We start from the raw sequence: 22,915 nt of genomic DNA on the forward strand, positions 1-22,915 counted from the left end.
AATGGGCATCATGAACGACATCGCAGAAGCCACCAGTAGCGTGGCCCACCTGTTGCAGGTACAGAACGACCATCTCGACCGCCTGGAGGCGGAGTCCATCTACATCATCCGCGAGGTGGTGGCCGAGTGCCGCAACCCGGCGCTGCTGTTTTCCGGCGGAAAGGACTCGATCGTGATGTTGCACCTGGCGCTAAAGGCCTTCCGCCTGGGCGACCGCAAGATCGAGCTGCCGTTCCCGCTGGTGCATATCGACACCGGCCACAACTACCCGGAAGTCATCGCCTTCCGCGACCAGCGCGTGGCTGAACTGGGCGCGCGCCTGGTGGTGGGGCATGTGGAAGACTCGATCAAGCGCGGCACCGTGCGCCTGCGCAAAGAAACCGATTCGCGCAACGCGGCCCAGGCCGTGACGCTGCTGGAAACCATCGGCGAGCACCAGTTCGACGCGCTGATGGGCGGCGCCCGCCGCGACGAAGAGAAGGCCCGCGCCAAGGAGCGCATCTTCTCGTTCCGCGACGAGTTCGGCCAGTGGGACCCCAAGGCCCAGCGCCCCGAGCTGTGGAGCCTGTACAACGCCCGCATGGCGCAGGGCGAGCAGATGCGCGTGTTCCCGATCTCGAACTGGACCGAGCTGGATGTGTGGCAGTACATCGCCCGCGAAAACCTGGCGCTGCCGCCGATCTACTACGCGCACCAGCGCGAAGTAGTGCGCAAGAACGGACTGCTGGTGCCGGTCACGCCGATCACGCCCAAGCAGGACGGCGACGTCAGCGAAGTGCTGTCGGTGCGCTTCCGCACCGTCGGCGACATCAGCTGCACCTGCCCGGTGGCCAGCGTTGCCGATTCGCCGGAAGCGATCATCGCCGAGACCGCGGTGACCGAGATCACCGAGCGCGGCGCCACCCGCATGGACGACCAGACGAGCGAAGCCTCGATGGAACGCCGCAAGAAGGAAGGCTACTTCTAAGCCGTACGCAGCAAAGGATTCAGACATGACTCACCAAGCAACCCATCAAGGCCTGCTGCGCTTCATCACCGCCGGCTCCGTCGACGACGGCAAGAGCACGCTGATCGGCCGCCTGCTGTATGACAGCAAGGCCGTGCTGTCCGACCAGCTGACCGCGCTGGCCAACGCCAAGAACAAGCGCACCGCCGGCGAGCAGATCGACTTCTCGCTGCTGACCGACGGCCTGGAGGCCGAGCGCGAGCAGGGCATCACCATCGATGTGGCCTACCGCTACTTCTCGACCGCGCGCCGCAAGTTCATCATCGCGGATACGCCGGGCCACGAGCAGTACACCCGCAACATGGTCACCGGCGCCTCGACCGCGGACGCTGCCATCGTGCTGGTCGATGCCACCCGCGTTACCGTCAAGGATGGCCGTGCGGAGCTGCTGGCCCAGACCAAGCGCCATTCGGCAATCCTGAAGCTGCTGGAAATCCGCCACGTGATCGTTGCCATCAACAAGATGGACCTGGTCGACTACAGCGAAGAGCGCTTCAACGAGATCCGCACTGCCTACACCGAACTGGCCAGCCAGCTCGGCCTGAAGGACGTGCGCTACGTGCCGGTGTCGGCGCTGCGCGGCGACAATATCGTGCATGAGAGCGACGCCATGCCGTGGTTCCAGGGCGAGCCGCTGCTGCCGCTGCTGGAAGACCTGCCGGTGGAAGAAGCCGCGCCTGAGGACGATGCCGCGCTGCGCTTCCCGGTGCAGCTGGTGATCCGCCAGGACGGCTCCCAGTCGGACGACTTCCGCGGCTACGCCGGGCGCATCGAGGCCGGCACCGTGCGCGTGGGCCAGAAGCTGCGCGTGCTGCCCGCCAACCGCGACGCCGTGGTGGCCGAGGTGCTGACGCCCAACGGCGCGGCCGAATCCGCCAACGTCGGTGACACCGTCACCGTGCGCCTGGCCGAGGACGTCGATGTATCACGCGGTGATATGTTCGTCGCCGCCGATGCCGCCACGGCGCCGGCCAAGAAGCTGCAGGCCGACCTGTGCTGGTTCGACGACGAATCGCTGAACCCGGCGCGCAAGTACGTGCTCAAGCACACCACGGCCAGCGTGTTCGCGCGCGTGTCGGCGGTGGACCGCGTGCTGGACGTGCATACACTGTCGCACGAGACCGGCCGCCACGATATCCGCCTGAACGACATCGGCTCGGTGCAGATCTCGCTGCAGAAGCCGATCGTGTGCGATGCCTATGGCGACAACCCGGCAACGGGCGCCTTCGTGCTGATCGACGAAGCGACCAACCACACGGTGGCCGCAGGCATGATCCGTGCGTTCTCCTGATCGCTGACAGACAGGAACAAACGGGCTAGGGGCCGGAGATGAACCAGCAGGCGCAGAAGACTTACGGCAAGGTGTACCTCATTGGGGCAGGCCCCGGTGCGGCAGACCTCATTACGGTGCGTGGTGCACGGCTTTTGGGCGAAGCCCAGGTGGTGCTGCACGATGCACTGGTGGCGCCGGAGATGCTGGCCTGGTGTCCGCAGGCGGAACTGGTCGAGGTGGGCAAGCGCTGCGGGCAGCGCTCCACCGCGCAGCTGTTCATCAACCGCCAGATCGTCGACCTGGCCAGCAAGTACCAGCGCGTGGTGCGCCTGAAGGGCGGCGACCCGATGCTGTTCGGCCGCGCCGACGAAGAACTGCAGGCTCTGGAAGCCGCCGGCATCGAGTACGAAGTGGTACCGGGCATCACCGCCGCGCTGGCGGCTGCTTCGGCGATCGGCAAGCCGCTGACCAAGCGGGGCGTGTCGCGCAGCGTGGCGTTTGCCACACAGGCGAAGGCCGCGGATGGTGAGGGCTCGGCCGACATCGAAGCCGCGGTCAAGGCCGATACGCTGGTCTATTACATGGGCCGCGACCAGGCGGCATCGATTGCCGCGCAGCTGATCGCGCACGGCAAGCCGGCTTCCACGCCGGCGTGGGTGGTGGAAGCCGCCAGCACGCCGCGGCAGCGCAGCCGTGAATTCACACTCGGCCGGATGGCCGCAGGTGAGGCGGCCGCGTGGATCGATCCCGTGCAGCCGAGCCTGCTGATGATTGGGGCGGCACTGGCCGCGCGGGCCACCGAAACGCCGCGCGAAGGCGTAGACGAAACCGCCGTGCAGACGCCGCGCGCCGCCTGATCTTCATCTGAGCGCCACCAAGCAAAAAGCCCTGTATCGGCATGCCGGTACAGGGCTTTTGTCATGGCGGGTCGCGCTATTGCTCAGGGCTGGCCGCTTCCGGGCAATGCGGCTACGCAGTACGCTGCCATGGCATCCAGTACCGCGTCGGCCTCTCCCACCGCTGTCGCGCAATGGATGCGCAGCCCGGGATGCGCTTGCCGGCATTGGTCGAGCAAGGCGGGGAGGTCGCGCCGCAGGTGACCGCCCTGGCCCAGGAACACCGGCACCACGGTGATGTCCGACATGCCGCGCGCTGCCAGGTCGGCCAGCGCGTCCGGCAGCACCGGCGTCATCAGCTCCAGGAATGCCAGCCGCACCTCGCACCCGGGCAGGGCAGCCGCCACCTTCTGCTGCAGGCGGTCGAAGGGCTCGCGCCAGCGCGCATCGCGCGCGCCGTGCGCGAACAGCACCAGGGCCCGGGTGGGTGCGGTCATGGCATCCTCGTCCTAGTGCCGGTCAACCCACCGCAGTGCCAGCAGCGCCACCATCAGGTAGAGCGTGCCCGGCACCAGCGCCGAGATGATCGGTGGCCAGGTATGCAGCAGGCCGACGTGCGAGAACAGCGTGTTCGACAGGTGGAACGACAGCCCCAGCATGATGCCGCCGAACACCTTCACGCCGACCGCGCCGGCGCGCGCGTGCAGGTAGGCGAAGGGCAGGGCCAGCGCCACCATCACGAACAGCGTTAGCGGGTAGATCACCTTCTTCCAGAAGGCGATCTCGTAACGCTGCGTGTCCTGCTTGTTGTCGCGCAGGTGGCGGATATAGCGGAACAGGTCCAGCGTCGACATCCGCTCCGGCGTCACCAGCAGCACCGACAGGATCTGCGGCGTCAGCTCGGAATGCATGGCCACGCGCGGGAACTTGACCTGCTCGGCGCGGAAGTCCTGGGCCAGGCCGTCGCGCGCGGACGCGGCGGGGTGGTTGGGTGCCGGCTGCGCGCCATGGGCCTGCGGCGCCAGCTCGATGAAGCGGGTCTCGCTGACGTTCTGCAGCTCCCACGACTGGCTCCCCTGGTAGCGCCCCTCCTGCGCCACGCGGATCACGCGCAGGCGGTATTGCGGGTCGAACTCATACATGGTGATGCCGGTGATGGTTTGGTCTGGCCGCAGCCCCGCCACGTTGACGAAGCGGGTGATCTCGCCACCGCCGGCGGCGTCCTTGTCGCGGTCCTTGACCCAGACCCCGGAGCGGAAGTCCGACGACACCGTTGCGCCGATCGCCTCGAGCTTGACCTTCTGCGCGAACTGCTCGGCGCGCGGGCCGATGAACTCGCCGAAGATAAAGGTCACCAGCGCCAGCGGCACCGCCAGCTTGAACAGCGAGAACAGTGCCTGGCGCGTGTTCAGGCCGGCCACCCGGAAGATGGTGAACTCGGACTGGCTGGCCAGCTGCGAGAACACGTAGATCGCGCTGATCAGCACCGCGATCGGCAGCACCTCGTACACCCGCGTGGGCGCCTGCAGCAGCACGTGGAACAGTGCGATCAGCGAGGTGTACTTGCCGCTGACGCTCTCCAGCTCACTGAGCATGTCGAAGAACACGAACAGCGACAGCACCGCGAACAGGATGAAGGTGAACACGCCATAGACCAGGCGGCCGAAGTAGCGTTCATAGACGCGCAGGATCCTCATGCCCGGCCTCCGGTGGCTGCGGCGGGGCGCCTGCGCAGGCCGAACACGGCGCGCCAGCCGCCCAGGCTGCGGTTCTGACGGTAGCGGAACAGCAGCAGCGCCCCCAGCAATACCACCAGGTGGATCGGCCACCATGCCAGCCAGAACGGAAGCGCGCCCGAGCGCACCCAGGACTGCGACAGGTTGATCAGGTTGCTGTACGTCAGGTAGATCAGCACCGCGAACACCAGCGGCGTGTAGCGCCCCAGGCGCGGGTTCACGTAGGCCAGCGGGATCGCGATCATGACGAAGTTGAAGGCCAGGATCGGCAGCGAGATGCGCCACAGCAGCTCGCCCAGGTTCTCGCGCGTGGGATTGCGGATCAGGTCGATGGTGTTGCGGCTCTTGGGCGGCTGGTCGGCCTCGGCCTCGGGCGGCTTGTTGTCCACCTTGACCGCATAGCGCTGGAACTCGACGATGCGGTAGTCGACCTGGCCGGGCGTGCCGGAATAGCGCCGTCCGTTCTCCATCACCACCAGCCGGTCGCCGTTGGGCATGGTCTCGAACTGGCCCTGGTGCGCCAGCGCCACGCCGATCTTGTTGGCTTCGGAATTGGCCACGAAGACGTTGCGCGCATGCTTCATGTCGGCGTCCATGCCTTCGATGAACAGCACGTAGTTGGCCTTGGCGGGCTCGATGAAGCGGCCGGCGGCGATCATCGACATCACCCCGCGCTGCTCGAAGCGGTCGCGGAACAGCGTGCTCTGCTGGTTGGCCCAGGGCCAGGCGAACATCCCCAGCAGCAGCGCCAGCACGATGAAGGGCGCGGCGAACTGCAGCACCGGCTTGACCAGGTCGCGCAGCGAGATGCCGGCGGAGAACCACACCACCATTTCCGAATCCTTGTACCAGCGCGTCAGCACGATCAGGGTGGAAATGAACAGCGTGGCCGAGAGCAGGATCGACAGGTAGCCGATGGTGGCCAGGCCGATCAGCATCAGCACGTCGTTGGGGCTGGCCTTGCCGTTGGCTGCCATCCCCAGGATGCGGATCACGAGCGACGTGAGCATGAAGGTCAGCATCACCAGGAACACCGCCCCGGCGGTGTAGGCGAGCTCGCGTCGCAGGGCTTGTTGAAGGATCATGCGGGTTCGGTTCCGGGCTGCCGGCCGGAGCGGGCGACGTGCCGTGCGAGGTGCCGGGCAGAACAGCTGGCTGACGGCACAGCGTGCCGGCAGCGTGGCCGGGGCGTATCAGCGGCGGCAGGTCGCGGGGTAAAAATCGCGGATAATGGAGGCTTTCGTGTCTAACGAGCCCCTGGAAGGAAGCGCGATGGAATTTAGCACAAAAGCCCTGGATTGGAGCAAAGCCGGCCAAAATGGTTTCCTGGCGACCAAGACCGACTGCCTCGTGGTCGGACTGTTCGAAGGCCAGAACCTGGCCGGCGTGGCCAAGGCACTGGATGTGGCCACCAAGGGCTTGGTGGGCCGCCTGGTCAAGCAGGGCGACTTCGAGGGCAAGCGCGGCACGCACCTGATGCTGCACGAAGTAGCCGGCGTGGGCGCCGCGCGCGTGCTGCTGGTGGGCCTGGGCAAGGAAGCCGATTTCAGCGACAAGGCCTTTGCCGACGCGGTCCGTACCGCCGTGCGTGCCTTGTCGTCCACGCGCGCGGCCACGGCCCTGTGGTGCCTGGCGCAACAGGCGCCGCAGCAGCGCGACGTGGCCTGGGCCGTCATCACCACCATCACCCTGGTGCGCGACGCCGGCTACCGCCTGCTGGAGCGCCATCCGGGCCTGAAGCGCGCCAACGGGCAGAATGGCGCCAGCGGCAAGCCCAACGGCAGCGACAAGTCGTCCCTGCGCAAGGTCGTGATCGCGGTCGACAGCGGCGACGCGCGCGCCGCCACCCAGGCCGTGGTGCGCGGCACCGCCATCGCCAACGGCATGGAGCTGACGCGCGACCTGGGCAACCTGCCGTCCAATATCTGCACGCCGACCTACCTGGCCAATGCCGCCCGCGGCATTGCCAAGCGCCACAAGCTCAAGGCCGAGATCCTGGGCCGCAAGCAGATCGAGGCCCTGAACATGGGTGCCTTCCTGGCCGTGACCAAGGGCAGCGAGGAGCCGCCGCAGTTCATCGTGCTGCGCTACGACGGCGCCGGCGCCAAGCAGGCGCCGGTGGTGCTGGTGGGCAAGGGCATCACCTTCGACACCGGCGGCATCTCGCTCAAGCCGGGCGAGGGCATGGACGAGATGAAGTACGACATGTGCGGCGCCGCCTCGGTGCTGGGCACGATCCAGGCCGTGGCCGAGATGGGCCTGAAGCTCAATGTCATCGCCGTGGTGCCGACCTGCGAGAACATGCCCAGCGGCATCGCCACCAAGCCGGGCGACGTGGTCACCAGCATGTCCGGCCAGACCATCGAGATCCTGAACACCGACGCCGAAGGCCGCCTGATCCTGTGCGACGCGCTGACCTACGTGGAGCGCTTCAAGCCGGCCGCGGTGGTCGACGTGGCCACCCTGACCGGCGCCTGCATCATCGCGCTGGGCCACGTCAACAGCGGCCTGTACGCCCGTTCCGACGCGCTGGCCGATGCCTTGCTGCAGGCCGGCCGCCGCGCCATGGACACCGCCTGGCGCATGCCACTGGACGACGAGTACCAGGACCAGCTCAAGTCCAACTTTGCCGACATGGGCAATATCGGCGGCCGTCCGGCCGGCAGCGTCACCGCGGCCTGCTTCCTGGCGCGCTTCACCGAGAAGTACGACTGGGCCCACCTGGACATCGCGGGCACCGCCTGGAAGAGCGGCGCGGCCAAGGGCGCCACCGGCCGCCCGGTGCCGATGCTGACGCAGTTCCTGATGGACCGCGCGGCCTGACGGCGGCGGTCAAGGCAAGGAGCATCGACCGTCCATGACGCGCATCGACTTCCACAGCAACGTGCCGGACGTGCTCGGCTATGTCTGCCGGCTGGTCCGCAAGGCCTACGGCGCCGGGCAAAAGGTGGTGATCCATGGCGCGCCGGCGCAGCTGGCCGACCTGGACGCGCGCCTGTGGACGTTCTCCGCGCTGGACTTCCTGCCGCATTGCGGGCTGGAAAGCCCCAATGCGGCGGTCACCCCGATCCTGCTGGCCGCCACCACCGAAGGCGTGCCGCACCACCAGCTGCTGATCAACCTGGCGGACGAGGCCCCGGCGCAGTTTGCCAGCTTTGAACGGCTGATCGAGGTGGTGGGTGCGGGCGACGCCGCGCGCGAGTCCGGCCGCCAGCGTTACCGCTTCTACCGCGAACGCGGCTATCCGCTGACGCACCACGACATCGGCCAGCCCAAGGGAGACGCCGCATGAGCGAACGCACCACCTCGCGGGTGATCCCGCGGCCAGGCCCGAACGACAGCATTCCGCTGCTGACCGAGGTTGTTGAACTGCCGGATGCAGAGGCCGCGCCACAAGACGGCGTGATCGATACCTTCGGCATGGACGATTCCGGGCTGGTGATGCAGGTTGGCGATACCGGCGAGCCGCCGGTGCCGCCCGCCGCGGACGCCGACGCCCGCGATCCGGGCGAAGACGACCTGCGCGCGGTCCGCACCGAGCTGCTCAGCCGTGTGATGATGCGCTTTCGCACCGAATGGCCGCAGGTCGTGGCCGCCCACACCGAAGCCACGCTGCAGTCGCGGCTGGCGCCGCTGACGGCGCAATTGGCCAGCGAGCTGACGCAGTCGCTGGAAGCGCGGCTGGTCGAGTGGCTGGATGCGACGCTGGAAGAAATCGAGAAGGCGCCGGGCAGGGACTGAGCCGGCGCATGCCGGCAGTGGCCGAAAAAAAGCCTGCGATCGCTCGCAGGCTTTCTGACATCTGGCGCACCGCAATCAGTCAGTCACCGCGCCCTTGCTGGCCGTCGACGCCAGCTTAGAGAACTTCGCCAGCACGCCACGGGTGTAGCGCGGGGCGGGCTGCTTCCAGCCGGTGCGGCGCCGGGCCAGCTCTTCCTCCGGCACGTTCAGCTGCAGCAGCAGCTTGTGCGCGTCGATGGTGATCGAGTCGCCTTCCTGCACCAGCGCGATGGTGCCGCCCACGTACGCTTCCGGCGCCACGTGGCCGACCACCATGCCCCAGGTGCCGCCCGAGAAGCGGCCGTCAGTGATAAAGCCGACCGACTCGCCCAGGCCCTTGCCGATGATGGCCGAGGTCGGGGCCAGCATTTCCGGCATGCCGGGGCCGCCCTTGGGGCCCAGGTAGCGCAGCACCAGGATGTCGCCGGCGTTGATCTTGTCGGCCAGGATGGCGTCCATCGCGCTCTGCTCGTCCTCGAACACGCGGGCCGGGCCGGTGATGACCGGGTTCTTCAGGCCGCTGATCTTGGCGACCGCGCCTTCTTCGGCCAGGTTGCCCTTCAGGATCGCCAGGTGGCCTTCGGCATAGAGTGCCTTGTCGATGGGCAGGATCACGTCCTGGTCGGCGCGCGGGGTGTCGGGCACGTTCTCCAGTTCTTCAGCCAGCGTGCGGCCGGTGATGGTCAGGCAGTCGCCGTGCAGGAGGCCGGCCTTGAGCAGGATCTTCATGACCTGCGGGATGCCGCCGGCGCGGTGCAGGTCGGTCGCCACGTACTGGCCCGACGGCTTCAGGTTGCAGATCACCGGCACCTTGCGGCGGATGCGCTCGAAGTCGTCGATGGTCCATTCGACCTCGGCGGCGTGGGCGATGGCCAGGTAGTGCAGCACGGCGTTGGTCGAGCCGCCCGTGGCCATGATCAGCGCCACCGCGTTCTCGATCGACTTGCGCGTGATGATGTCGCGCGGCTTGATGTCCTGCTTGACGGCTTCCACCAGCACGCGGGCCGATGCGGCGGCGCTGTCGACCTTTTCCTGGTCGGGGTTGGCCATGGTCGACGAATACAGCAGCGACATGCCCAGCGCCTCGAACGACGAGCTCATGGTGTTGGCGGTGTACATGCCGCCGCACGAGCCGGTGGACGGGCAGGCGTTCTGTTCCACGCCCTCGAAGTCTTCCTCGCTCATGCGCCCGGCGGTGAACTCGCCCACGGCCTCGAACGACGACACGATGGTCAGGTCCTTGCCCTTCCAGTTGCCCGGCTTGATGGTGCCGCCATAGACATAGATGCCCGGCACATTGGTGCGCGCCAGCGCGATCATGCCGCCCGGCATGTTCTTGTCGCAGCCGCCGATCACGACCACGCCGTCCATCCACTGTCCCTGCGCCGCGGTCTCGATGCAGTCGGCAATGACTTCGCGCGAGATCAGCGAGTACTTCATGCCCTCGGTGCCCATCGACATGCCGTCCGAGATGGTCGGCGTGCCGAACACCTGCGGGTTGGCGCCCGATGCCCTAATGGCGTCAATGGCGGCATCGGCCAGGCGCTGCAGGCCGGCGTTGCAGGGGGTGATGGTCGAGTGCCCGTTGGCGATGCCCACCATCGGCTTGTCGAAGTCTTCCTTCTGGTAGCCGAGTGCGTAGTACATCGAACGGTTGGGGGAACGTGCCACGCCTTGCGTGATGTTCTGCGAGCGCTTGTTGAATGCCATGGTGGGAGTCTCCGGGGGGATCTTCAGTGCCGCTGCGCGCCGCGCCCGAAAGCCGAACGCGCGGCGGCGATGTTGTGCGCCAAAGAATGACGCTTGCGTTTTGTAGTGTCAAATATATTATTTGACCTTTATTGAGTCGAAAAACATATCAGGAGCCATATTGGACCTGCGCCAGTTGCGTTACTTCGTCACGGTGGCGGAAGAGTTGCATTTCGGCCGCGCGGCGCAGCGCCTGTCGATGACGCAGCCGCCCTTGTCGCAGCAGATCCAGGCGCTGGAAGAGGAGATCGGCGTGCACCTGTTCGCGCGCACGCGGCGCTCGGTGGCGCTGACGCCGGCCGGCCAGCAGTGGCTGCCCGAGGTGCGGCGCGTGCTGGCCGATGCCGCGGCGCTGCCCGGGCTGGCGCAACGGCTGGCGCGGGGCGAGCTGGGGTCGCTGTCGCTGGCCTTTGTCAGCACGGCCGACTACGGCATCCTGCCCGACCTGCTGCGCCGTTTCCGTGCCCGCCACCCGGAAGTGCAGCTGCAGTTGCGCGAGGCCACCAGCGACGTACAGCTCGAAGCGCTGCTCGACGGCAGCATCGACGCTGGCCTGGTGATCCGCCCGCAATTGCCGGCCATGCCGCACGGCCTGTCCTACCTGCCGCTGGTGAGCGAGCCGCTGGTGCTCGCGGTGCCCGACGGCTGGCAGCCGGCGGGCGACGGCACGATCTCGTTGCGCGAGGCCGCCCACGAGCCGCTGATCATCTTCCCGCGCCGAAGCGCGCCGGCGTTTTATGACATCATTACGGGCTACTATGCGCGCGAGGGCCTGGTGCCCGCGGTCGCGCAGGAAGCCATCCAGATGCAGACCATCGTCAGCCTGGTGTCGGCCGGCATGGGCGTGGCGCTGGTGCCGGCGTCGCTGTGCAACCTTCGCCGCACCGGCGTGTCGTACCTGGCGCTGCGCGAGGCCGGTCCGCAGATCGAGACCGGACTGGTGTGGCGCGATGGCGCGTCCGCCGGCGTGGCGCCGGTGCTGCGCTCGTTCATCGATATTGCGACCGCGCTCGCGCACGAAGCGGGCGCAGCCGGGCTTGCCGGTCGCTGACCTTACGAATGTCACCGAGGCCACCGACAATACGCGGGCCGCGGCCTTCTCAACCACCATTCACGCCAACATGCTGATTCATCCCCAGTTTGACCCGGTTGCCATCCACCTGGGCCCGCTTGCCATCCGCTGGTACGGCCTGATGTACCTGGCCGGGTTCATCATGTTCCTGTGGTTCGGGCGCCTGCGCATCCGCCAGCCGCATATCGCGGCCAGGGGCTGGGCCACGCGCGACCTGGACGACATGCTGTTCTTCGGTGTGCTGGGCGTGATCCTGGGCGGGCGGCTGGGCTATGTGCTGTTCTACAAGCCGTCGTACTACCTGTCCCACCCGGTCGAGATCTTCAAGGTATGGGAAGGCGGCATGGCCTTCCATGGCGGCTTCCTCGGCGTGGTCGTGGCGATGTGGCTGTTTGCCAGACTGCGCCGGCGCCACTGGATGGAGGTGACCGACTTCATCGCGCCGATGATTCCCTGCGGGCTGGCCGCCGGGCGCATCGGCAACTTCATCAACGGCGAGCTGTGGGGCCGCGCCACCGACCTGCCGTGGGGCATGATCTTCCCGCAGGCGGGCGACAATATCCCGCGCCATCCGTCGCAGCTCTATCAGTTTGCGGGCGAAGGCGTGGCGCTGTTCATCATCCTGTGGCTGTTCGCGCGCAAGCCGCGGCCGATGGGCGCGGTATCGGGCGTATTCCTGATCGGCTACGGCGCCTTCCGCTTTGCCGCGGAGTTCGCGCGCGAGCCCGACAACTTCCTGGGCCTGCTGGCGCTGAAACTGTCGATGGGCCAGTGGCTGAGCCTGCCGATGATCCTGGCCGGCATCGCCATGGTGATCTGGGCCTACCGCCGCCAGCCCGGCGCCGGCGCATCGCAGCCGGCGGCCTGAGCGCCCGGCCCGGCCTGCGTTATTTGCCGCCGGCGCGGCGCAGGGCCTCGATGCGCGCCTGCGTTTGCGGGTGGGTCGACATGAAGTCCTGGCCGCGCTCCGGCTGGGCGTCCGACGCCGCACCGCGCCGGTTCTCCAGCCTGACCAGCACGTCGGCCAGCGCCGCGGGCGGCAGGCCGTTGCGCTGCATGACCTCGATCGCATAGGCGTCGGCCTCGCGCTCGTGCTCGCGTGAATAGCGCAGCGTCAGCATGGCTGCCGGCACGCCGGCCAGCACCGACGAGATATCCCCGAACAGGTAGGCCGACAGCGCGGCCAGCGCCGATCCCTGGATCACCTGCTGCAGTCCGTGGCGCCTGGCCACGTGGCCCGCTTCGTGGGCCAGCACGCCCATCATGCCGGGCCCGGTGCCGGCCAGGCTGACCAGTTCGTCGGTGACCACGATGGTGCCGCCCGGCAAGGCCAGCGCATTGGCGCCGATTTCTCCGCCCTGGCGGAACAGGATCTGGTAGTCGTGCCCGGCATCGGGCGGGCGCCGCAATGCCGCGAAGCCAGTGCGGATGCGCTGCTGCTCCGCGGCCGGCAACTGCGTCGGCTTGACCACGCCGTTGTCCAGGCTTGCCAGGGTCAGCTTGCCGAGACGGGCCTCCAGTTCGGGCGGCACCGCGCGCGCCATCAGGCCCGCGCCCCAAGGCAGCAGCACGTAGTAGCCCAGCACCAGTACCGCGACCAGCGCCGCCACGGCCAGGCCGGCCAGGCGCCAGCTGTTCTGCGCGCGCGCCACCAGGCTGTCGCGGTGGCCGGTGGCGGCCAGCATGTGGTCGAAGGCGGCGTGGTCGGTGATCTCGCAGAAGGCGCCGTCGGCAAAGGTGACCAGCCGCGGCGCGCGGCGCACGCGTTCGGACACGCGCAGGTCCTGCAGCGGCGCGCGCCGCAGCTCGGCGCCGGACGCGTCGCGCAGCACGGCCTGCTGCGCCTCGACGGCCAGCGTGGCCGGGTGCGCGCGCGACGAGCGGCCATCGTAGAAGGTGACTGGGATCATGGTGCTGGTGCGGTCAGCGCATGGTGCCTCAGAGCGCGATGTCGATGTCGTACCAGTCTACCGCCGCATCGCCCAGCGCACCCACTTGCTGGGCCTCGCCGGCCACGAAGCTGTCGAGCGGACCGGCCGCCAGCATGGTCACGCATTCCAGCCGGTAGCGTGCCGAGCGGACCCGCGCGAACGGCAGGAACAGGCCCAGCGTCAGCGCGGTCGCGATCAGGTTGGTGACGAAGATAAACACCATGCGGGCCGCGCCGACCTCGCTGCGGAACGCATGCGGCGCCAGCGTGGTGTGGCTCCACACGACGTTCTGCAGGCGTGCCGTCACGTAAGGGCTGACCGCCAGCAACGCCAGGTAGAAGCCGCCCACGCCGAGGCCGAATGACAGCATCATGCCCGCCTTGCCTGATGCGGTTGCACCCAGCATGAGGCCGGCCAGCGCCGCCACCGCCACCAGTGCAACCATCACGCCGAAGGCGCGCAGGTAGACCCCGTAGAAATCGCCCGTGCCGGCGTCGAAGGCAAACGGTGCGGTGCCGAAGCGGGTGTGGTTGTGCTGATAACGCTTGAAGCGCTGGTGCGCCACCGGCCCCAGCAAGCCCAGCGTGGCCACTGCCGCCAGCGGCCACAGCACGAACACCTTGTAGGCCTCGGCATCGCCGCCGGTGAAGGCGAAGCGCAGGCCGCGGTAGCTGGAGTTGGCCATGCGAAAACGCAGTGAACGCACCAGCAGCAACGGGAACAGCGCCAGCACCACCACCAGCATTGCCAGCGCAAGGAAGGGCGAGAAGGTCGACGCGAACTGGAAGGCGAACACCAGCGCGAACACGATGGCGCGGCCCTTCAGGATCGCCGACGGCTTGCCGTGGTAGTCGAAGCTGGCGCCGTCGAGCCGCGTATTGCGATAGAAGTACTGCAGCGTGCGGACCTTGGCCCAGGCCGAATAGATGCCGAACGTGACCAGGGTCAGCAGTACATTGACAATCCAGATCCGGAAGTACTCCGAGCCCGATCCGGTAAAGGTCAGGGCCAGTGGCCGCGGTGCGGCATGGCGCGGTCCGGCGGGGAAGACCGCGTCGTCTGCCGGGGTGCCGGCTGAGGTGAAATCGCTGCTGCCTGCTTGCATGGCGGGAGCTCCAGGTGGGTTTGGACAACGACGGTAAAAGACAGCAATCCTTGCCGCAGTTTCAGAAATGCAACCACATTAATCTGGGCATTTGCGGCGACGCGCTCACATTCTCGCACCGATAAATAACGGACACGGCACAATCTGCATATGCCATTGCCGCCAGCCAGGTTCCCCCAGCGCGAATGTGGGAAAACCCTCGTAACACTCTAGAAACATCCTGTTACACTGGTCTCATTCTGTAACAACTTTTCGATGCGTGCCATCAATGAAATCAGGGACTTAGTCCCGCTGGCACGCAAATCGCTATGGATCTTGTTACAAGATGAGCGGCAAGCCACAGTCGCCACGGTAGCGCCAGGGGGGAGTAGGCCTGTAGGGTCAAGGGTCACTTGCCGCGCTTCACGAACCTATACGGGCACGGGAAAATCCGCGCATCCAGCGCGTTTCAAGGGGGGCGCAGGGCCAGCGCCAGGTAATCCATGGACCCACGCAGCGGACGCTCACGGTGACCGCCTGCGATGAAACAGCAGTACAGGCAGTTCTTTTCAGGCGCGGGCGTTTCCTTGCGGGGAGGCAGGGAAACGCCCGCCGCACCTCGCGCCGTATCTCCTTTCTTCTCCGCGGTTCTTTCCACGACAAGCAGCGCAACGCCAGTTTTCCGGAGGGTTGCAGCGCAGCATCGAAATCGCTTGTATCGTTCGCGCCCTAATCCATAATTATGAATTATGGCTAACGGGGCGCATCGGCTCCCGCAATCGGATCGTGATCGGCGGGCCGGTCACGCCAAAGAGACCCGGAGGAAGCATGCGCATCGTCCAGCAGGCGTTGTACCTGGAAGTGGCAGACCGGCTGCGCGCGATGATCGACACGCATAGGCTGGTGCCCGGCGCATGGATCGACGAGAGCGCGATGGCCGAAACGCTGGGCATTTCACGCACGCCGCTGCGCGAGGCGCTCAAGGTGCTGGCCGCCGAGGGCCTGCTTCGGCTGGAGCCGCGCCGCGGCTGCTTCGTTAATGAACTGTCCGAGCAGGACCTGGACGAGATCTTCCCGCTGATGGCGCTGCTGGAAGGGCGTTGCGCCTATGAGGCCGCCCGCAACGCCACCCGCGCCGACCTGGATGCGCTGGACGGCCTGCATGCCGACCTGGCGCGATACGCGCAGGCCGGCGATATCGACGCTTACTACGAGACCAACGCCCAGATCCATGAAGCGATCCAGCGGCTTGCGGGCAACCGCTGGCTGACGGGGCTGATCAGCGACCTGCGCAAGGTGCTGCGGCTGTCGCGCCACAAGAGCCTGAAGCTGCCGGGCCGGATCCAGGAATCCTGCGCCGAGCACCTGTCGGTGTTTGCCGCGCTCAAGGCCCGCGACCCCGAAGGCGCCGAGGCGATGATGAAGACCCACTTGCTGCGCCAGCGCGGCGCGCTCAAGACTCTGGACGCCGGCGCCATGGCGGCAGAGACGCAGGCCGTGCGCGCGCCGCCTGCGTTGCGCGTGGCGGGCGGCGAAGAATAGCCGTGCAACGCCACGCCAGGCCAGTCCGATGTTGTTCCCACGTTCCGATCGATGCACCAAGGCAGGTACCGGATGAATTCCTTCGACACGGGTGACCAGAAGATCAGTGCGCCGCTGGGCGAGAGCGAGCCGTCGGGCTCGAATATCCTGTCGCGGCTGGGCCGCTGGTGGGGACGCAAGGGCGAGGGCGACGCCAGGGCCAATGGCAAGTCCGCCGCGGCCACGCCGGCCGATGGCGAGGCACCGCTGCCGCCGCGCGTGGTCCGCCGCCAGCGCGAGCAGCTGCGCCTGTGCTTCGACGCGCGCCTGACCGATGGCGCGGCCAATGCCGCCGCGCAGGCCTGGCAGACCGAGTACGAGGCCGCCGGCGAGGCCACCCGGCGCGGCATGCTGGCGGTGCTGGCCGAGGTGGCCGGCAGCGGCAGCGAAGACGGCGCGGCCGACGCCGACAAGGGTGCGCGCGGCGCGCGCGCGCAGGCCGGGCCGTCGGGCTTGAGCCAGGCACTGTCCAACGCGCGCATCCGCTTCTTCAAGCGGCTGGCCGCGCTGCACGGCCAGCGCGGCAGCAGCGCCTGCGGCCTGCATTTCCTGATCCAGCTGCGCGCCGACATGCTGCGCTGGCAGCGCCGCATGCCCGGCCTGCGCCCGCTCGATGACGACCTCGAGGCGCTGTTCTCCAACTGGTTCGACGTGGGCCTGCTGGAGCTGCAGCCGATCACCTGGGACTCGCCGGCGTCACTGCTGGAAAAGCTGATCCGCTATGAGGCCGTGCATGAGATCGCCTCATGGACCGACCTGCGCAACCGCCTTGATTCCGACCGCCGCTGCTACGCCTTCTTCCACCCCCGCATCCCGCGCGAGCCGCTGATCTTTGTCGAAGTGGCCTTCGCCCCGGAGATGGCGGCCGATGTCCATACCTTGCTGGATGAGGCTGCGCCGCTGGAGGACCTGCGCCGCGTCAAGTGGGCAATTTTCTATTCGATCAGCAATACGCAGGCGGGCCTGCGCGGGGTCAGCTTCGGCAATTTCCTGCTCAAGCGCGTGATCGAGGAAGTGCAGCGCGAATTCCCGAAAGTGAAGCAGTTCGCCACGCTGTCGCCGATCCCGGGGTTTGCCGACTGGCTGCGCAAGCAGGATGGCGATGCCGTGGCGCGCGTGCTGGGCGACAAGCGTGTGGCGCGCTGGCGTGAGCGCCACGGCGACGCGCCCGCCGACGGTGCGGGGTGGCTGGAGGCGCTGGCGCCGGATGCCGCCGATCCCATGATCCGCGACACCGCCATGACCCTGGCCGCGCATTTCCTGGTGCGCGAGCGCAACCAGTCGATGCCGGCCGACCCGGTGGCGCGCTTCCACCTGGGCAACGGTGCCTGCGTGGAGCGGCTCAACTGGGGCGCCGACCTGTCGCGCAAAGGCCGCAGCCAGAGCTGCGGCATGATGGTCAATTACCTTTACGTGTCCGAGGCGCTGGATGACAATCTGGCACGCCTGGGCGCGGGCAACCCGCGCATCAGCCGCAGCGTCGGGAAGCTGCTGTGACCTTGGTCCGCTAGTCCGGTCACGGTGATCGCCCTCGCACCTGCGGCGCCTGGCGCGCCGCGTTCTTTTGTCGGGACCCATGTCGTAGAAGCAAAGCCAGCCGTGCGGCGCGCCTGTGCAGGTGCGTGTGGCCCATCAGATTGACTTTCCGGAAGAGAGAGGAGACAACAACATGAATCGTCGTCAGTTCAGCCTGGCCGCATGCGCGCGCGCCGCGGGCATGGCCCTGGGCCTGGCCGGCATCAGCGCCGGCGCCATGATTGCGGCCCCCGCCGCGCTTGCCGATACCTGGCCTTCCAAGCCCGTTACCGTGATCGTGCCGTTCCCCGCCGGTGGCGGCACCGACGCCTTTGCCCGGCCGCTGACCGCGCAGCTGTCCAAGCAGCTCGGCAAGCAGTTCGTGATCGACAACCGCGGCGGCGCCGGCGGCACGGTCGGCGCCAGCATTGCGGCCAAGGCCGCGCCGGACGGCTACACGGTGTTTATCGGCGGCGCCCACCACGCCATCGCGCCGTCGTTCTACAAGAAGCTGGACTACGACATCGAAAAGGATTTCATCCCGGTGACGGTGATCGCGCAGCCGCCGCAGGTGGTGGTGGTCAACCCCAGCCGCGTCAAGGCCAACACGCTGCAGGAGCTGATTGCCTACGCCAAGGCCAATCCCGGCAAGCTGAACTACGGGTCGGCCGGCAACGGCTCGTCGCACCACCTGGCCGGCGAGCTGTTCAAGCTCCAGACCAAGACCTTTATCACCCATATCCCGTACAAGGGCGCTGGCCCGGCGCTGTCGGACCTGATCGCGGGCCAGGTCGACCTGATGTTCGACGGCCTGGGCTCATCGGCGCAGCATATCCGCGCCGGCCGCATCAAGGCGCTGGCGGTGGCTTCGACCAAGCGCTCGGCCGCCTTCCCCAATGTGCCGACCGCGGCCGAGGCCGGCGTGCCCAACTTTGACGTTTCCACATGGTATGCGATGTGGGTGCCCAAGGGCACGCCCAAGGAGATCGTCGACCGGCTTTACGCCGAAACCGAGAAGGCGCTGAATACGCCGGACCTCAAGCAGGTCTGGCTCAACAATGGCTCGGATACGCCCGCCTTCACGCAGGAACAGTTCGCGCAGTTCCAGCGCGCCGAGATCCGGCGCTGGGCCCAGGTGGTGCAGCAGTCCGGCGCGACGATCGACTGACGGGACACCATGCCAATGCTGATCCGATGCCAGGGGGCACAGCCATGAGCGGTACCGTGCAGTTTGCCGCGCTGGGCACCACCGCCACCGTGACGCTGTCGCACGCGGGCAAGCTCAACGCCATTTCCGCGCAGATGTGGCGCGAGCTGGCCGCGGGCTTTGCGCGCCTGTCGGCCGATCCCTCTCTGCGCTGCGTGGTGGTGCGCGGCGCCGACGGCAACTTTGCCGCAGGCGCCGATATTGCCGAGTTTCCCGCCGAGCGCGGCGACGAGGCCGCGGTGCGCCGCTACCACATGGCCACCATCGCCCCCGCGCTGGCGGCGGTGGCGCAATGCACGCACCCGACCGTCGCGATGATCGAGGGCGTCTGCGTGGGTGGCGGGCTGGAAATCGCCTGCCATTGCGACCTGCGCATCGCCGCGTCGGACAGCCGCTTCGGCGTGCCGATCAACCGGCTGGGCTTCCCGATGGCGCCCGGCGAGCTGCAAGGCCTGCTGGCGCTGGCGGGCCGTGCCGCGGCGCTCGAGATCTTGCTCGAAGGTCGCGTCTTCGACGCTGCCGAGGCGCGCGATAAGGGGCTGCTGACGCGCGTGGTCGAGCCCGGCACGCTGGCTGCGGAGGTCGACGCTACGGTGCGCCGCATCGCCGCCGGCGCGCCCGCCGCGGCCCGCATCAACAAGGCCACCATCCGCCGGCTGGCGCCGTCGCCGGCACCGCTTTCGCCGGCTGAACTGGATGCGCATTTTGCCTATGCCGAAGGCGCTGACCACGCGGAAGGGGTTGCTGCCTTTCTCGCGCGCCGGCCGCCGCAGTTTCGCGGGGAGTAGGGCACACCGCCAGCACTGCTTCCCACATCCTCGTCTTCTTCGTTTTTCTTAGCCTTTCGTTCGATCCCCGCCATGAACGCCAACCTGTTCGCCCTGTTCGAATCCCGCTTCCCCGCCGACCGCACCGCCTGCTGCATCGAAACCCATGACGGGCTGTACTACAGCTGGGACGATCTTGACCGCGCCACCGCCAAGCTGGCCAACCTGCTGGCTTCGCTGCACCTGCCTGAAGGCGCGCGCGTGGCGGTGCAGGTGGAGAAGTCTCCCGAAGCGCTGTTCCTGTACCTGGCCACGCTGCGCGCGGGCTACGTCTACCTGCCACTGAACACCGCCTACCAGGAAGCCGAAATCGATTACTTTGTCGGCAATGCCGAGCCGTCGGTGGTGGTCTGCAGCAGCAAGGACTTCGGCTGGGTCTCCAAGGTGGCGTTTCGCCACGGCGTGAACCACGTCTTTACGCTGGACGACGACCGCAGCGGCTCGCTGCTGTCGCGCGCGGCGGGCAAGCCGGATGCCTTCGAGACGGTCGCGCGCCAGGACGACGACCTTGCCGCCATTCTCTACACCTCCGGCACCACCGGCCGCAGCAAGGGCGCGATGCTGACGCATCGCAACCTGGCCTCAAACGCGCAGACGCTGCATGCGTTCTGGGGCTGGCGCAGCGACGACGTGCTGCTGCACATGCTGCCGATCTTCCACGTGCACGGCCTCTTTGTCGCGTCGCACGGGGCACTGCTGGCCGGCGCCAAGATGATTTGGGCGCCAAGGCTGGACATGGCGCAGGTGCTGAAATTCCTGCCGCGCTGCACCGTGATGATGGGTGTGCCGACCTACTACGTGCGCATGCTGCAGGAGCCGCGCTTCGACGACGACACCTGCCGCCGCATGCGGCTGTTCGTGTCGGGATCGGCGCCGCTGCTGCTGGAAACCTTCGATGCCTTCCGCGAGCGCACCGGCCATACCATCCTGGAGCGCTATGGCATGAGCGAGACCGTGATGCTGGTGTCGAATCCGTATGACGCGACGCTGGGCGAGCGCATCGGCGGCACCGTCGGCATGCCGCTGCCGGGCGTGTCGGCGCGCGTGGTCGATGGCGAGGGCAAGCCGTGCGCGCCGGGCGAGATCGGCAATGTCGAGGTCCAGGGCCCGAACGTGTTCAAGGGCTACTGGCGCATGCCGGAGAAGACCAGGGAAGAGTTCACGGAGGATGGCTGGTTCAAGACCGGCGACGTCGGCCGCTTCGGCGGCGCCATCGTCAGCCAGGCTGGCGAGCGCGTGGTGCCGGACCACTACCTGACCATTGTCGGGCGCAGCAAGGACCTGATTATCTCGGGCGGCTACAACGTCTACCCGAAGGAGATCGAGAGCTTTATCGACGAGATGCCGGGCGTGGCCGAGAGCGCGGTGATCGGCGTGCCGCACGCGGACTTCGGCGAGGCAGTGGTGGCGGTGGTGGTGCGCAAGGCGGGCGCGGAGATTGATGAAGCGGCGCTGATCGGCACGCTCAAGGGCCGCATCGCCAACTTCAAGGTGCCCAAGCGCGTGCACATGGTGGACGAGCTGCCGCGCAATACCATGGGCAAGGTGCAGAAGAACGTGCTGCGCGAGCAGTTCGCGGTGCTCTGAGGGACCTGAAGGCAAGCGCCCTGCGCGATGGCGCAGGGCGCGGCTGTCTTACTTCAGCATCTGCACGGAGCCATTGACCGACACCGTTACCTGCGTCTTGCCGCCCTCGACCGGCACCGGCACCGCGGAGTCGGACATCATGGCCTTGGCGGCACCGTACATGCGCGGCATCGGCGGCACCACGCCGGTTTCATTCAGGTTGACTTCGCGGATGGTGTAGCTGTTGTAGCCGAACAACTTGGTGGTCGACTGCGCCTTGCTGCGGAACGAGTCGATGGCCTGCTCGGCCAGCTTGGCCTCGGCTGCCTCGCGTGCTTCGCGCGACAGCGAGAAGGTGATGTTCTGCACCTGCATCTGGCTGGCCAGTTCGCCCGCGAGCCTGGACACCGCCGAGAAATCACGCGACTTCAGGATGACCTCGGAACGCCCGCGCCAGGTGCTGATGCGGCCGTTGCGGTCGGTGTTCGGATGGATGGTGAAGCCGCCAGACTCGGCGGTCACGCCCTGGACGCGGCGCGCCTGCGTGATGACGGCCTGGGTCCGGGTCGACAGGCCCGAGGAGATTGCGGCCGGTTCGGCGCCTTCCTGTTCCGCGGCAAGCGTCAGGTGCACGATATCGGTCGGCACTTCGGTGACGGCCTGCGCGCTCAGCGACAGCACGCCCGACGGCGTTTCAGTGGGGCCGCCATGCGCCGAAGCGACGACGGCGGTGGTGCCCAGCAGAGTGGCGACGAGCCATTGTTTCATGTTCTTCTCCCGTTCAAACGTGATGGGTATCAGACGTAAGCGAAGGGGCAATCGTTCCGCGACATTGCAAACCATTGTTACGAAGCCGGCGCGAGCGTACCTCCTCCGTTCGGGTCAGAAGGCCTGCCAGGCCTTCCACAACATATAGGTTGCCAGGCACAGCAGCAGCACGGCAAAGATCTTGCGCAGCTGGCCCACATCCATCCGGTGCGCGGTGCGCGCGCCCAGCGGCGCGGTCAGCACGCTGGCCGCCGCGATCACCAGCAGCGCGGGCAGGTAGAGATAGCCGAGCGAACCAACCGGCAGTCCCGGCGCCTGCCAGCCGCTCCAGATGTAGCCCGCCACGCTCGCGGCGGCGATCGGGAAGCCAAGCGCGGCCGAGGTGGCGACCGCGTTGTGGATCGGCACATTGCACCAGGTCATGAACGGCACCGAGACGAAGGCGCCACCCGCGCCCACCAGGCTCGACAGGAAACCGATCACGCCGCCCGCGCCCGCCATGCCGGCGAAGCCCGGCAGTTGCCGGCCGGGCTTGGGGCGCCGGTTGCGCAGCATCTGCAGCGCCGAGAAACCCACGAAGCCGGCAAAGGCCAGCGACAGCCAGCTGGTCTTGAGCACCGCGAAGACCTTGCCGCCGCCGACCATGCCGCCGATCAGGATGCCAGGCGCCAGCGCCAGCACGATCGGCCAGCGCACCGCGCCGCGCTTGTGGTGGGCGCGCACCGACGACAGCGAGGTAAACAGGATGGTACCCATCGAGGTGGCGATCGCCATATGGACGATGGCTTCGTCGGCAAAGCCCAGGCTGGTGAACAGCAGCGTCAGGAACGGCACCATCATCATGCCGCCGCCCACGCCCAGCAGGCCGGCGCAGAAGCCGGTGAAAGCGCCCAGGGCAAGCAGGGCGGGAATCAGCACCGGCAGGTTGTCGAACTGCATTGTGTCTTGAAGGTCGTTGTTATTGTTGTCAGTCTGGCCCGCCCC

Annotated in this window: 21 protein-coding genes; 13 read left to right on the forward strand and 8 right to left on the reverse strand. The window is 67.5% G+C overall.

The annotated features are described in order from the left end of the window. Position 1 precedes the first annotated feature (1 nt). From cysD to cobA, 3 genes are read left to right on the forward strand one after another with little or no spacing between them, the layout of a single operon-like run. On the forward strand, positions 2-967 hold the full coding sequence (gene cysD / locus ACZ5MJ_RS02595; RefSeq protein ID WP_432258004.1) for a sulfate adenylyltransferase subunit CysD: 966 nt from the start codon (positions 2-4) through the stop codon (positions 965-967). A 25-nt stretch (positions 968-992) separates the two neighbouring features. Continuing rightward, positions 993-2,297, forward strand: a complete 1,305-nt coding sequence (locus ACZ5MJ_RS02600) for a sulfate adenylyltransferase subunit 1 (RefSeq protein ID WP_464222169.1) — start codon at positions 993-995, stop codon at positions 2,295-2,297. A gap of 38 nt (positions 2,298-2,335) precedes the next feature. Continuing rightward, positions 2,336-3,136 (forward strand): uroporphyrinogen-III C-methyltransferase, encoded by an 801-nt coding sequence (gene cobA / locus ACZ5MJ_RS02605; RefSeq protein WP_464222170.1) that lies wholly within the window; start codon positions 2,336-2,338, stop codon positions 3,134-3,136. 83 nt (positions 3,137-3,219) lie between these two features. Here the strand turns inward: cobA and ACZ5MJ_RS02610 are convergent, their stop codons facing one another. The 3 genes from ACZ5MJ_RS02610 to lptF are packed head-to-tail and all read right to left on the reverse strand — an operon-like array spanning position 3,220 to position 5,936. After that, complete coding sequence (locus ACZ5MJ_RS02610; protein ID WP_464222171.1) at positions 3,220-3,612, reverse strand: sirohydrochlorin chelatase; 393 nt, start codon at positions 3,610-3,612, stop codon at positions 3,220-3,222. 12 nt (positions 3,613-3,624) lie between these two features. Further along, positions 3,625-4,812, reverse strand: coding sequence for an LPS export ABC transporter permease LptG (gene lptG / locus ACZ5MJ_RS02615; protein ID WP_464222172.1), 1,188 nt, complete (start codon positions 4,810-4,812; stop codon positions 3,625-3,627). Continuing rightward, positions 4,809-5,936 (reverse strand): LPS export ABC transporter permease LptF, encoded by a 1,128-nt coding sequence (gene lptF, locus ACZ5MJ_RS02620; protein WP_464222174.1) that lies wholly within the window; start codon positions 5,934-5,936, stop codon positions 4,809-4,811. The genes lptG and lptF overlap by 4 nt, the downstream gene beginning before the upstream one ends. Before the next feature lie 187 nt (positions 5,937-6,123). Here lptF and ACZ5MJ_RS02625 point away from each other — a divergent pair, with 187 nt between their 5' ends. From ACZ5MJ_RS02625 to ACZ5MJ_RS02635, 3 genes are read left to right on the forward strand one after another with little or no spacing between them, the layout of a single operon-like run. Next, positions 6,124-7,674 carry a leucyl aminopeptidase gene (locus tag ACZ5MJ_RS02625; protein WP_464222175.1) on the forward strand — a complete coding sequence of 517 codons (1,551 nt, stop codon included), beginning with the start codon at positions 6,124-6,126 and terminating at the stop codon, positions 7,672-7,674. A 34-nt stretch (positions 7,675-7,708) separates the two neighbouring features. After that, positions 7,709-8,143, forward strand: a complete 435-nt coding sequence (locus tag ACZ5MJ_RS02630) for a DNA polymerase III subunit chi (protein ID WP_464222177.1) — start codon at positions 7,709-7,711, stop codon at positions 8,141-8,143. After that, positions 8,140-8,592, forward strand: coding sequence for a hypothetical protein (locus ACZ5MJ_RS02635; protein WP_464222178.1), 453 nt, complete (start codon positions 8,140-8,142; stop codon positions 8,590-8,592). Before ACZ5MJ_RS02630 ends, ACZ5MJ_RS02635 begins: the two co-directional genes overlap by 4 nt. A gap of 75 nt (positions 8,593-8,667) precedes the next feature. On the opposite strand, the gene ilvD is transcribed toward ACZ5MJ_RS02635, so the two are convergent. Continuing rightward, positions 8,668-10,341: a dihydroxy-acid dehydratase gene (ilvD, locus tag ACZ5MJ_RS02640; RefSeq protein ID WP_464222180.1), complete on the reverse strand. Its 1,674-nt coding sequence runs from the start codon at positions 10,339-10,341 to the stop codon at positions 8,668-8,670. Between the two features lie 160 nt (positions 10,342-10,501). Here ilvD and ACZ5MJ_RS02645 point away from each other — a divergent pair, with 160 nt between their 5' ends. Next, a complete protein-coding gene (locus tag ACZ5MJ_RS02645; protein ID WP_464222181.1) occupies positions 10,502-11,431 on the forward strand; it encodes a LysR family transcriptional regulator in 930 nt (309 codons plus the stop codon). Positions 11,432-11,501: 70 nt separating this feature from the next. Next, on the forward strand, positions 11,502-12,320 hold the full coding sequence (gene lgt / locus ACZ5MJ_RS02650) for a prolipoprotein diacylglyceryl transferase (RefSeq protein WP_464223636.1): 819 nt from the start codon (positions 11,502-11,504) through the stop codon (positions 12,318-12,320). A gap of 19 nt (positions 12,321-12,339) precedes the next feature. On the opposite strand, the gene ACZ5MJ_RS02655 is transcribed toward lgt, so the two are convergent. Together ACZ5MJ_RS02655 and ACZ5MJ_RS02660 are read right to left on the reverse strand one after the other, a co-directional pair. Beyond that, positions 12,340-13,362 (reverse strand): M48 family metallopeptidase, encoded by a 1,023-nt coding sequence (locus ACZ5MJ_RS02655; protein ID WP_464222183.1) that lies wholly within the window; start codon positions 13,360-13,362, stop codon positions 12,340-12,342. Positions 13,363-13,390: 28 nt separating this feature from the next. Beyond that, positions 13,391-14,488 (reverse strand): YjgN family protein, encoded by a 1,098-nt coding sequence (locus tag ACZ5MJ_RS02660; RefSeq protein ID WP_464222184.1) that lies wholly within the window; start codon positions 14,486-14,488, stop codon positions 13,391-13,393. 807 nt (positions 14,489-15,295) lie between these two features. On the opposite strand from ACZ5MJ_RS02660, the gene ACZ5MJ_RS02665 reads away from it, so the two are divergent. From ACZ5MJ_RS02665 to ACZ5MJ_RS02685, 5 genes are all read left to right on the forward strand, one after another. Beyond that, positions 15,296-16,009, forward strand: a complete 714-nt coding sequence (locus ACZ5MJ_RS02665; RefSeq protein ID WP_464222186.1) for a GntR family transcriptional regulator — start codon at positions 15,296-15,298, stop codon at positions 16,007-16,009. A gap of 72 nt (positions 16,010-16,081) precedes the next feature. Next, a complete protein-coding gene (locus ACZ5MJ_RS02670) occupies positions 16,082-17,545 on the forward strand; it encodes a malonyl-CoA decarboxylase domain-containing protein (RefSeq protein ID WP_464222188.1) in 1,464 nt (487 codons plus the stop codon). Positions 17,546-17,717: 172 nt separating this feature from the next. Continuing rightward, positions 17,718-18,731 carry a Bug family tripartite tricarboxylate transporter substrate binding protein gene (locus ACZ5MJ_RS02675; protein ID WP_464222189.1) on the forward strand — a complete coding sequence of 338 codons (1,014 nt, stop codon included), beginning with the start codon at positions 17,718-17,720 and terminating at the stop codon, positions 18,729-18,731. A gap of 44 nt (positions 18,732-18,775) precedes the next feature. Then, positions 18,776-19,558 carry an enoyl-CoA hydratase/isomerase family protein gene (locus ACZ5MJ_RS02680; protein ID WP_464222190.1) on the forward strand — a complete coding sequence of 261 codons (783 nt, stop codon included), beginning with the start codon at positions 18,776-18,778 and terminating at the stop codon, positions 19,556-19,558. A gap of 72 nt (positions 19,559-19,630) precedes the next feature. Then, on the forward strand, positions 19,631-21,184 hold the full coding sequence (locus ACZ5MJ_RS02685; RefSeq protein ID WP_464222192.1) for a malonate--CoA ligase: 1,554 nt from the start codon (positions 19,631-19,633) through the stop codon (positions 21,182-21,184). A gap of 48 nt (positions 21,185-21,232) precedes the next feature. On the opposite strand, the gene ACZ5MJ_RS02690 is transcribed toward ACZ5MJ_RS02685, so the two are convergent. Together ACZ5MJ_RS02690 and ACZ5MJ_RS02695 are read right to left on the reverse strand one after the other, a co-directional pair. Continuing rightward, positions 21,233-21,931, reverse strand: coding sequence for an SIMPL domain-containing protein (locus tag ACZ5MJ_RS02690; RefSeq protein WP_464222195.1), 699 nt, complete (start codon positions 21,929-21,931; stop codon positions 21,233-21,235). A gap of 114 nt (positions 21,932-22,045) precedes the next feature. After that, positions 22,046-22,870: a sulfite exporter TauE/SafE family protein gene (locus ACZ5MJ_RS02695; RefSeq protein WP_464222197.1), complete on the reverse strand. Its 825-nt coding sequence runs from the start codon at positions 22,868-22,870 to the stop codon at positions 22,046-22,048. Positions 22,871-22,915 lie beyond the last annotated feature (45 nt).

Source organism: Cupriavidus sp. LA-1 (assembly GCF_055385985.1).